Source organism: Lactobacillus kalixensis DSM 16043 (assembly GCF_001434335.1).
Classification (GTDB): Bacteria; Bacillota; Bacilli; order Lactobacillales; family Lactobacillaceae; genus Lactobacillus; species Lactobacillus kalixensis.
Map to the genome: position 1 here is coordinate 1 of NZ_AZFM01000041.1, position 12,856 is coordinate 12,856.

6 protein-coding genes are annotated in these 12,856 nt (G+C 37.4%); all 6 read left to right on the plus strand.

All coding sequences use genetic code 11. The annotated features are described in order from the left end of the window. On the plus strand, positions 1 to 1,823 hold a 1,823-nt coding region (locus tag FC46_RS08745; protein WP_157046820.1), incomplete at its 5' end, for a mucin-binding protein. A 551-nt stretch (positions 1,824 to 2,374) separates the two neighbouring features. Further along, positions 2,375 to 3,196, plus strand: coding sequence for a YSIRK-type signal peptide-containing protein (locus tag FC46_RS08750; RefSeq protein WP_057799867.1), 822 nt, complete (start codon positions 2,375 to 2,377; stop codon positions 3,194 to 3,196). An 18-nt stretch (positions 3,197 to 3,214) separates the two neighbouring features. After that, positions 3,215 to 6,805 (plus strand): mucin-binding protein, encoded by a 3,591-nt coding sequence (locus tag FC46_RS10425; RefSeq protein ID WP_057799869.1) that lies wholly within the window; start codon positions 3,215 to 3,217, stop codon positions 6,803 to 6,805. Positions 6,806 to 7,207: 402 nt separating this feature from the next. After that, complete coding sequence (locus FC46_RS08760) at positions 7,208 to 8,071, plus strand: YSIRK-type signal peptide-containing protein (RefSeq protein ID WP_057799871.1); 864 nt, start codon at positions 7,208 to 7,210, stop codon at positions 8,069 to 8,071. A gap of 294 nt (positions 8,072 to 8,365) precedes the next feature. Further along, a complete protein-coding gene (locus FC46_RS10060) occupies positions 8,366 to 11,548 on the plus strand; it encodes a Rib/alpha-like domain-containing protein (protein WP_157046821.1) in 3,183 nt (1,060 codons plus the stop codon). A 211-nt stretch (positions 11,549 to 11,759) separates the two neighbouring features. Next, complete coding sequence (locus FC46_RS08770; RefSeq protein WP_057799873.1) at positions 11,760 to 12,566, plus strand: DUF1828 domain-containing protein; 807 nt, start codon at positions 11,760 to 11,762, stop codon at positions 12,564 to 12,566. Positions 12,567 to 12,856: the final 290 nt, after the last annotated feature.

Below are 12,856 nucleotides of genomic sequence, written 5' to 3' on the forward strand. Positions count from 1 at the left end.
CTGATCCAGGTAAGCCAGGCGAACCAATCAACCCTAATGATCCAGATGGTCCTAAGTACCCACAAGGTTCAGATCAAGTAACTAAGAATGTAACTCGTACGATTGAATACGTTGACGGAAATGGTAACAAGGTAGCAGAATCAGTAACTCAAACTGTTCACTTTGAAGGTCAAGGTGTACTTGATAAGGTAACTGGTGAATGGGTAACTCCAATTACTTGGTCACCTAGCCAAGAAGTAAGTGGTCAAAGAGTACCTTACGTATCTGGTTACCACGTAGTAAGCATCAGTAAAGATGGAGATGGATTGACTAGCGTTAAGGGCGTAACTCTTACTAGCGGTGATAAGGACTATACTGTAACAGTAACTTACAACCCTAACGGTAAGATTATTCCAGTTGATCCAAGTGGTAAGCCAATTCCAAATGTGCCAACGCCACAATATCCAACTGATCCAACAGATCCATCTAAGGTAACTCCGGACGAACCAGTACCAAATATTCCTGGCTACACTCCAAGTGTTCCAACAGTAACACCAACTGATCCAGGCAAGGATACTCCAGTACCATACACTCCAGATGTTGCTAAGAAGGGTTCAATCTCAGTAATCGTTCACGATACTACTGATAACGTTGACTTGCCAGATTACGGTAAGAATTCTGGTGAACAAAAGGCCGGTACTGAATTCACTTACGACAAGACCAAGACTATTACTGAACTTACTGATAAGGGTTACAAGGTAATTAATCCAGATGTAACTATTCCTTCAGTAATCGGTGATACTGCTCAAACAGTAACCATCTATGTAGAACACACTACAACTACTGTTACTCCAGACAAGCCAGGTAAGCCGGGTGAACCAGTCAACCCTGATAATCCAGATGGACCTAAGTATCCAGACGGTACAGATGAAAATGCTGTTAAGAGAACTGGTACACAAACTATCCACTACACCGGTGCAGGTGAAAATACTCCTAAGGATAATGTACAAAGCTTTGACTTCACCAGAACTATTACATTTGATAATGTAACTGGCAAGATCATTGAAACTACTCCTTGGAATGTATCAAGTCACACATTCGGTCGTGTAGATACTCCAGTAGTCAACTACTACCACGCAGATAAGCGTATTGCTGGTGGTGAAACAGTAACTCCAGATGATCTTAACAAGACTGTAACTGTAAACTACACTCCAAACGGTAAGATCATCCCAGTTGATCCAAATGGAAATCCAATTCCAAATGTGCCACAACCACAATACCCAACTGATCCAACTGATCCAACCAAGGTTGTTCCAGATGAACCAGTTCCAAACATTCCTGGTATGACTCCATCAACTCCAACAGTTACTCCAACTGATCCAGGCAAGGATACTCCGGTTCCTTACACACCACAAACTCCTGTAACTCCTGATACACCTCAACCAAGCACACCACAGCCAACCACTCCTCAACCACAACCTGAAACTCCAGCTACTCCAGCAACACCTGAAACTCCAGCACCAACTCCAAACGGACAAGATGTGCCTGATGTTCCTGAAGATACTCCATCAACACCAGATGAAACAGTAACTCCACATGCTACTGATGATAAGACTCCATCAACTCCAGCTAAGAATGTAGTTCCTCATGCTGCAGTTAATAGAGACGAAACTCCAGTAAAGAGAACTGTTGCTACTGAAGAAAACAAGGAAACTAAGGCAACATTGCCACAAACTGGTGAAGATAATAATGAAGCTATGACCGCTGCAGGTTTAGCACTAATTAACTTGATTTCATTGGCATTGCTTGCTGGTGCGGACAAGAAGCGTCGCAAGAAGGACTAGTTGAAGATCAAAAAACAAAATAAAAGTCTTTAGACGGTATCTAAAGCGACAAAAAAGGACTGTATTCCTAAATGGGGTACGGTCCTTTTTCGCGACTGTATGGTATTAATAATTATTTTTGTATATTTTTTAAACCTAAATGATATAGATGTTTAAATTGAATAACTATATTTTGCTCGGATATTATATATTATTTGCAAAACATAAGGATATAATCAAATAACAAGATTATATATTTTTGCCAGAAATTAAAAATAAAAAGCGATTTTCCTCATAATATTAAAGCGAAATTTGATAATTTTTATACTATTTGCAACCAGATTAACTGTTATTTCTTGCTATGTATAGCAATACTTATAGTGAAAGAATAGCTCAACAGTAGTACCTTGAGCTGTACAAATTACAAATGTTTATAATATAATAAGACTATAACAAACGTTATGTTTTTTAAGATTCTAATAAATAACAAAGAAATAGATCTTAATATTGCATAAACAGAGGAGGAAATAACATGTTGTCGAGACGCAATTACAAAGAGAAACTGCGTAGAAATGGAAGAACGACAAGATAGATTTTCTATTAGAAAATTTACGGTTGGTGTTGCTTCTGTTTTAATCGGTTCACTCTTCTTTGGTATTCAAACTGGGCAGGCAGTAAGTGCTGCCGACTCAGTTCCAGACAACGTTTTAGAATCGGGGACTAGCACGTCTTCCGAGGACGAAAGTAATAAAGAGTCTGTAGATGTATCAAATAGTGATGATCAAGTTTCAGTAAATGCTAATGTTGCTAATACTGAAACTTCTTCTGAAGATTTAGGTTCAGCAGAAACTAATGCTGATACCTCTGTAGCTGAAAAAGCACAAGATTCAGAAAAAGATACTAAATCTGTGATTGAGTCAGTTGAAACAGCTAAGACAGCTGAAACTAAAAATACAACTGAAAACTCAGTGGCAGATACTGTCAAAAACCAAAATGAAGCTGTACAAACTCCAGCTGTTTCACAAAATAGCAAACAGAATGTTAAAGATAGTAGTACAGCTGAGTCTGCAAAAAACAATTCAGATGATGTAACTGATTTGTCAAAAGGAACACTATCAGATTCCAACAACTTAACTGACATTGATCAGTTAAATAATAATCAAGTTACTATTAACAGTTTGAAAGCTCAAATTGCTACAATTGATGCAAAAAGCGGTATCAATGGAAATGAAATTAGAGCGTCATTGCTTGCTGCAGTTAATAGTGCTTCAGGTGCTACGCAAACGGAAATACCAGCACCAACAAGCAAGGGTTATAGCGTAACTGATAATGAAAGTTATGCTAAGAGTTACAATGCAAATAATGTGCCATTAGATCCTAATCCTGCCCACTAAACTGTTAATAGTTATATAGTGACTGGCGGAAGTAAAAATGGTGTAGGTAACCGGTACGCCTATTCGGTTAGTGAAGCGGATGTTAATGGTACTGGTCTCCCAACCAAGTTTTACTTCATGAAGTTTAACAGTGACAATACAGTTGCTACAACTATTACTATTCCAACCGATGTGAATGGTGGTACTTCATATAAAGTTGATGATTATGCTGAAATTGTTGTCGCTAATACATCTACTGGCGGAAAGCAATTTACTTTACAAAAACTGGTCGATGATGGCAATTGGTTTACGCCAGTATATAGTACTTTTGATGACCAAGTCGATAAAGGTGGCTCAGTTTCGCAGATTATAGCAATTCCTGAATGGGTTGCAGAGACTACTACTTACCGCGATGAAAGTGGTAAGAAATTGCGTGATGACTATGTTCAATATGGATGGCAGGGTAGTAGCTATACTACGAGACCAGTAGATAAGGAAGGCTACGATGTTCGTGCTACTCCTAATTATGTTGCGGGAGACTATGACCTCGATATTCCAACAAGCCAAAAGAATGGGACCTTAGTTGTAGGAACTCCTTATCATAAGGGAGATGTAATAAGAGGGACCCGTGTAACTACTCGTGGAACTTCCTACTCTCAATCTACAATTATTGATGATAAAGGAACAGTTGAATATCGAGCTTGGTTTACTTATGCTAAGGCCGCTGGTGCTTACTCTCCAGACAGTAAGCTTGACCGGGGGCGGGTAGCAGCTGATTTACCACCGGCTGATTATGATTTTGTCACTAATCCAAACCACTACACCATTCTTGATCCAACTCAAATGACCCTAAATCAAGTTGATGAAGGAAATCGTGAAAAGGCTGGTTTAGCTGGGCAAATTGTTTTCCAAGAAGTACGTTTTCTTTATACTAATCCAGCCGAACACAATGCAACGGGCAATGGTAATGCTAATAACAATGTGCCTAAAGATGGCGATTATAGTAATTCACAAAAAACATACAACTATACCATCTTGCCATATGAAACTAGTACGTGGGGTAAGTATGATACTGGGAGAACGCTTACTGCTTCAAACCCAGTTACTTTCCCTTCACTAGTTAATTACGTTTACTGGACGCAAAGGGCAACGATTACCTACATTGATGACACTACGGGACAAATTCTTCATGTTGATGACATCAACGGTAGAATTGGAACTAACAGTCTTTATCGACCAACTAGCAAGGAGTTCAGTGGTAATTCTGAAATTGGTCAAGATAAGCCAAGAAGAACTAAGACGATTGGCGACTATGAAAAAGAAGGTTACGTTTTAGTAAGCAACAACTACCCAGCTGATGGGGCTAAGTTTACTGACGATAACCAGGTCCAAAACTTTGAGATTCACTTTGCCCAAGGTGTACAACCAGTTACACCAGATACGCCAACTCCAGATGTACCTAAAAACACTCCAGAAAATGCGCGGCCAAATGCATTGAAGAAAGAAGTTACTTTAACAGTAAATTATGTAAATGCTGATGGGACTGAATTTACCGGAAAGATTCCTGCCAACGCTAAGCAAACTATTACTTTCAATGGACTTGCTTATGTTAACAAGGTAACCGGTGAATTAGTTAACGCTAAGCAAGATGCTAATGGTCAATGGATTGTTGACAAGGATAATACTGCAACGCCTACTATTACTTGGACGCCAGGGGACAGTTGGTTTAAATATGTTAATTCACCTGAAGAAACAGGATATTATGTAGACCATGTTTCGCCTGATGATTATGAAGATGGTATAAATGTTGACCCTGAACCTTATAAAATTACCAAGGACAGCGCAAATATTGAAGTTACTGTAACTTATCTTCCATATACCAAAGTTGAAAATAAACAATCTCTTAATGCATCACAAACTGTGAAGTATGTTGATGAAGAAGGTAATGAACTTATTTTAGCTAAGAGCCAAGCTTTCAAATTCACATACTCTGGTGATACTTATAATCGAGATACCAATGTCTTAATTAGTAAAGGGTTATGGAATGCAACTAGCCATGACTTTGATGCTGAAGATGTCCCAGTAATCGATGGCTACGTAGCCGTTAAGGGCTACACTCGTGATGATAACGGTAAGGTTGTTGCTGGTGGCTTTACTACCACAGCAGACGCAGTTGAAGCAAAACGTAACAGAACATTCGTAGTAATTTACAAGAAGGTTGGAAGCATTGTCCCACAAGATCCAAGCGGTAACCCAATTCCAAACCCAACGAATCCAAGTGAAAATGTACCAAATGTACCTTACACAAACGATCCAACTGATCCAACCAAGGTAACTCCAGATGAACCAGTACCAAGCATTGATGGTTACACTCCAAATGTAAATACTGTAACTCCTCCAGATCCAACTAAGGACACTCCAGTTATTTACACTAAGAATCAAGAAGAAAAGGCTAAGGTTCAATACATTGACTTAGATGACAATAATAAGATCTTATCCGAATCTGATACCTTGACTGGTAAGGCTGGAGAGACAATTAATTACTCAACTGCTGATGAAATCGCTAAATACGAAAAATTAGGCTATGTCCTTGTAAACGATGGCTTCAGCGGTAACCCAGTATTTGATAATATTGATGGAAACGAACAAGTCTTCCAAGTAACATTCCGTCATGGCCGAATTCCGGTTGGACCAGATACTCCAGACAAGCATGGTGTAGATCCAAATGAGGTAACCAAGAATGTTAAGGAAACTGTTCACTATGTAGGTGCTGGTGACAAGACTCCTGCTGATAATGTTCAAACCTCTAAGTGGACGAGAACTGTTACTGTTGATGTTGTAACTGGTAACGTTATTGCGGACGGACAATATACTACTGATTGGTCAATTGCTAAGGGTGAAAAGTCAGTTTACGATCAAGTAGACACTCCAATTGTTGAGGGTTACCACGCAGATAAACGTCAAGTTAATGCAACTGCCGTAACTCAAAATGATATTGAAGTAACAGTAACATACACACCAAACGGAAAGATTATCGCAGTTGACCCAGAAGGAAACCCAATTCCAAATGTGCCAACGCCACAATACCCAACCGATCCAACGAAGGTAACACCAGATGAACCAGTACCAGAAATTCCAGGTTACACTCCAAGTGTTCCAAGCGTAACGCCAACTGATCCAGGCAAGGACACTCCAGTACCATACACACCATCAACTCCGGTAACTCCAGAAATACCTGGTCAACCAACCACTCCGGTGAACCCAACTTCTCCTGATCAACCAACTACACCGGAAACTCCAACTCCTCAACAACCTGTAACTCCTCAACCACCAACACCTCAACCAACTGCTCCTACTCCTACGCCAACTGAACAAACTAATAAACCACGTAGATCATCAGATTCTAATAGACCAAAGAGTCAAAACGAGAATGTAACACCTCGACCAACTGTAAATAGCAGACGTGTTCCAACAGCTTCTACTTCAGTATCTAATGAAAAGAAAGATACTTTGCCTCAAACAGGTGAAAAGAATAGTAGCATTTTGAGCACATTGGGCTTGGCACTTCTCAACGTTGTTTCATTAGGATTGTTCGCAGTTGTAAGTAAGAAACGTCGTAAGAAGAACTAGCAAAAGTTGAACATATGAATAAAAAGTTAGGCTTTAAATAGAGTTTAAAGTCAAAGAAGAAGGACTGTATTCCTAAATGGGATACGGTCCTTTTTTATTTTACAAATCAATCCATTGCTACTGTTATTTAAGTATTTAAATATTTTATATAAAGAAGTGTGAAAAAAGTACAAATAAGTGCAGCTATATAAAATCATAGGTGTTATAATAACGATGGGTTATGTGAAGTTGCTAACGGTGAAATAGATTTAGATTAACTGAACTTAGTTTTACTTTAGAAATTTTAGAATAATCGGTTGTATTTTATTGACTAATTCACTCTATGGAATGGATCATCAATAACCGTTATGCTTCAATATGATAACTTTGATCTGAATTGTGATTTATATGAGGTGAACAAGAATGTTATCTAAAAATAATTACAAGGAAAAATTAAGAAAGATGGAGCCGAGAAAAGAACGCTTCTCAATTAGAAAGTTCACAATTGGCGCAGCTTCCGTATTGATTGGATTCACGCTTTTTGGTATGGCATCTGGTCAGAGTGTAAAGGCTGATACTATTGACACAGCTAAGCAAACTGAAACAGTCAAGACGCCTACATCCGATACATCAATGGATGTAAAGTCTAATACCGAAAATCAAAATGGGGAGGTACAAACTCAGTCTAATTCTGTAGAAAATCAAGAATCTACTAAGAATGAATTACAAAAAGTCGATGTTTCGAATCAAAATACAGTAGATACTAAATCTACTCAAAAGGTGAATACTGCTGAATCAACTAATTCTAAAGATCTTAAGCAATCAGAAGTTAAAATTCCAAAGCAAGAGTCACAGGATTCTAAGGTAGTTAAAAATAATATAGAGTCTACGGCTAATGCAACTGGTACTACCAGTAAGGAAAATAATAGTAAAGATGAAAATAATATAAAGTCTGCAGCTACTACTAATAAAGCACCTGCCGTAAAGCAGACAGATAAATCATCAATTAAGAGCAGAGATATTTCTGTACCAAAAGAGTTATCTGCTCAAAACGAAAATCAAACTGGTCAAAGTGAAAATGTTACAGATTCTGCAAGTTTCTTAAATGCATTACGTAATGGTAATACAAGCATTATTAATTTAACTAGCGATGTTGATTTTACTGGCTACACAGAAAATACAGATATTGATGGTGCCAACGCTCGCGCAGTTACCATCGATCTTGGGTCACACACTTTAAATCTAGCAGATAAGAATCTTAACTTTAATTACAATAATAAAAATTAGGACCTTACCTTTGTTGGTGATAATACCGAAAATAGTAAGGGTTCAAATGATATTAAATATAATACCAATAGCCCTATCAAATTTGGCAATAAGACTAAGGTCACATTTAAGAATGTTAACATTGATGGTAATGGTCAATTTGGTCAAACCGGTGGTAATTCAGCTGACTTAAAGTTATCTGGTAACAATAATATTAATATTACTCATGGAGACGGTAACGCTGCACTATTAGTTGAGAGTGTTGAAGTTACTGATGGTTCAACTACTATTAACCATAGCGACGATGAAAAGAATGTGCAGTACAATGCAGCAATTTTCATTGATTCTACAGATAATGGTGGAAATGTAATCATTGATAATGGCGCTAATTTAACTATTAATGGTGAAACTTCAAATGCCATGGGTATCTTTTTTGACGGTAGCGCCAGTCAAGGAACCATTGATTCTGTCAGAACCGGATTAATCAAAGTTGGTCAGAATGCTACTCTTAAGATTGATTTGAAAGATGGCAACTCAGCAGCTATCTATGCTGATGATATTGATGTTTTGGATGGTGGCACAGTAGACATTACCACTGCTCAAAATACTACAAGTAATGGTACAGGTACTATGAATGGTGGCGCTGCAGCATCAACTGGTGGCTTAGGCGGTATTCACAATGGTGTTATCAACTTGGGGATGCATGGAATAAACCTTAACCCAACCTTGAGAATTGGTAAAAATGCTACTTTTAAAGTAAACCGTACTAGCGATAAATCTTCATCAGCTTTGTTAAGTTTCAATACTGTAGGTCTTGGTGGAGGCATGACATCATCTTTACTCGTAAATGGTGGTAGTCTTGACTTACAAGATCATGCTAATAATTATGGTTATTTCTTCCAAAACGGTAATGGCCCTTACGGAAACTTGCCTCATGTTGGTTTAATTACTATGTGGGGTACAAGTTCCAAGTCTATTATTGATTTTGAAGCACCAAAATATGTTAACTTTGAAAGATTTGGTAAGGCTGTTGGTGTAAACGGTGATGAGACCGATGGTAAGACAGGTGCCTTTCTCTGCTTAGAAAGTAATAACGTTGAAGTTGATATTAATAAGTCAGCAACTAATGTAGTCACACCATTACAGCAATGGGATGAAAATTCAACTACACCTTACAAATGGTACATTGTAAAAGAACATAATACTAACCAATGGGGCAATAATGCTAGTGGCTTTGTAAAACAAGGTACAAATGTAAGTACAGTTTTTGTTGGTCAAGGCGTCGCTAAATTCGGTGAATCTAATGGTTCAGCTACAGTAGCAGAATCTGCTGCATCAGATGCAAATAAGACTGAATATAATAATGCGGCTTTGACTGATGCGCCAGATTATATGGAGAGTTTCCTTAACAACTTTAACTGGTGGTCACCACAACACATGACATTTGGTAGTGATCTTATTATAAGCGGTCAATACACTCCATCATATAAGCCAGTAAATGTTGAACAAGGTCAAACTGCAACTGATGATCCATCATTTACTGATCAAGATGGTAAGGATACTACTGCTCCAACTGGAACTACATTTACTACAGGTACAGATACACCAGATTGGGCTACAATTGATCCATCAACTGGTACTATCACTGTTAAACCAGGTACTGATGTAACTCCAGGTGCTTACAATGTTCCTGTAACTGTAACTTATCCAGACAAGAGTGCCGATGAAACAACTGTTCCAGTAATTGTTACTGCACCAGGTCAAACTGTAACTTGGGGTGACAACGGTGCTATTGTAACTACAGTTGACACTTCTAAGCTTAATGCTCACGAAACTACTGAAAATTCACAAGTTCTTTCACCAGCTGGTGTTGTAACTGCTCAAGGTTACGAACTAACTGACGGTAAGCTCTCAACTACTGCAACTCCAATTACTATTGATTCATCAACTATCAGCTGGACTACAACTCCAGATACTAACGTTGATACTGCTACAGCAGCTGGTAAGGAAATCACTACTAGTGTAAATGTTGACTTTACTAACAATGATATTGCTAAGAATATCTTGGGCTCAAAGAATGGTACTGTAACTACTAATCCATTTACCATTGATGCTAAGGGTGCCGGTGCTAAGACTGTAATTACTCCAGTAAATGTTGATCTTGGTTCAGACTTGACTAATGAACAATTCAGTCAATTAGTAGATAACAACATTCCAACTGATAAAATTGCTTCTACTACTTGGGCAACTAAGCCTGATGCAAATGGTCAAGGCGGCGTAATTAAGATTACCTTTACTGATAAGGATGCAAATGGCAATCCAACTTACTTGAACGTTAACATTCCAGCAAGTTCAATCAAGGTAACTACTGATGCCGATAAAAATACACCAGAAGGTCAAGATGTGAACACTAAGACTGGCGTTGTACCAGATCCAGCAGAAGGCATCAAGAACAAGAGTGACTTACCAGATGGTACTAAGTACACTTGGAAGGACACTCCAGATGTAACTACTGCAGGAGACAAGCCAGCAACTGTTGTTGTAAGCTACCCAGATGGCTCAAAGGATGAAGTACCAGTAACCATCCACGTAACCAACCCAGCAACTGATGCAGATAAGTACACACCAGAAGGTCAAGATGTGAACACTAAGACTAGCGTTGTACCAGATCCAGCAGAAGGCATCAAGAACAAGAGTGACTTACCAGATGGAACCAAGTACACTTGGAAAGACACTCCAGATGTAACTACAGCAGGTAACAATCCAGCTGTAATTGTGGTAACTTACCCAGATGGCTCAAAGGATGAAGTACCAGTAACAATCCACGTAACTAATCCAGCAACTCCAACTGATGCAGATAAGTACACCCCAGAAGGTCAAGATGTGAACACTAAGACCGGTGTAGTACCAGATCCAGCAGAAGGTATTAAGAACAAGGGCGATTTACCAGATGGCACTAAGTACACTTGGAAAGATACTCCAGATGTAAGTACTGAAGGTAACAAGCCAGCTGTAATTGTGGTAACTTACCCAGATGGCTCAAAGGATGAAGTACCAGTAACCATCCACGTAACTAATCCAGATAATGGTGGAAACAACACCAATCCAGGTGATAACACACCAACTAACCCTAGTGATAAGACTCCAACCAACAATAATGATAACAATGTTCCATCAAACAACAATGGCAACAGCGGTAATGATGAAAACACTGGCAAACCTAACACTGGCAAGTCAAACCACTCAAGTAATTCAGGCACTCATGGTGAAAACTTGAATGGTAATAACGGTTCAGGGGTAACCAACACTGTTTACAATTCAGATATTAATTCAAATAATATTATCGGTGCTAACAACAATAGCCATGTTTCTAAGAAGACAATGTTGCCTCAAACTGGTGAATCTGATAGTAAAGCTTCAATCTTTGGATTAGCTTTTGCAGGTCTTGCAATGCTTCTGGGCTTCACCGATAGAAAGAAACGTAAAGGTAATAAGTAAGATAAAGTTAATTTAAAATAATATCGAAAAAAGAAGGACTGTATTTTCCAAATGGGATACGGTCCTTTTTTGATGGTATGAAATTAATAAGGTCATATGCTATAGAAGATTTTTAGAAGCAATTAATGAAATGTTAGATTATACTAATGTAGACAGGAAGAAATATGATTTAAAGTTGACTCCATTATTATTTTAACGAGAAGGTGAAATTATGACTATCATTACTAATACTATTCTAGATAAAATTCAATCCCAATGGACTCAATGGATAAAAGATGAAGTAGAATTTAAAGCAATTGATAATCATGATATTCAAGTTCTGACACAATTTACCGATTATTTCGGAGATAGTATTTTATTTAATATCATTGAAAAGAGTGAAGATAACTTTACTTTAACAGACAAAGGTTACACTTTGTGGAATATGGAAATGAACGGAATTGACTTAAATAAAAAGAATACAACACGTTATCGTTTGTTTAACTGGTATCTTAAGTCATTTGATTTTAATGTTACGAATAGTCACATTAATAAGGAAAATGTAAAATTAAGAGATCTGTCACAAGCAATTATTGATTTTGTTCAATTACTTTTGAGAATTTCTGATTTAGGTGAGACAAATAGGGCAAATACTAAAGGTATCTTTTTCGATGATGTGAAAAATTATTTTAACAAGGATAAAAATGTATATTATTTTACTACAAATAATATTGCGTTGGGGAAAACTAAACAACAATATACATTTGAATATAACTTTACGCCTGAATTAGGTATCAATAAATTAACAAAGTTGTATAATACTTTATCCAAAAATTCTATGGAAGCAATTATCGGAATATATAGTGATACTATTGAATATTTGGATGATAATTACCGGGATTCTTCTTTCAATGTTTTAGTTAATGGAATTAATAGTGATGTTCAACAATTTGCAGATGGATTAGAAGAACATAATATTCATGTTATTGATTTTCAAGATAAAGATGAAGTGACAAAGAATTTTGGTAAGGCAAGTTAAGAAAGAAGGACTGTATTCCTAAATGGGATACGGTCCTTTTTTGACGATTGTTTTTAATTTTAAAAATCCAAGAGCTAACTCAAATACAAATTTGAAATAATGATCTAAATTTTAAAACAAATCATTAATACTGAATGGAATTTAATGAAATTTGTCCGAAAATCTCTTCATTTTATGTGGGGATGGATAGGGCTTTTTTTGATTCTTTTTTCTGTCTCATCTCTTTTTACTATATAACTGAAACTTGAAAGCTAAGATTCATGCTCTTTTCGCATGTTTCCTGGCTTTTT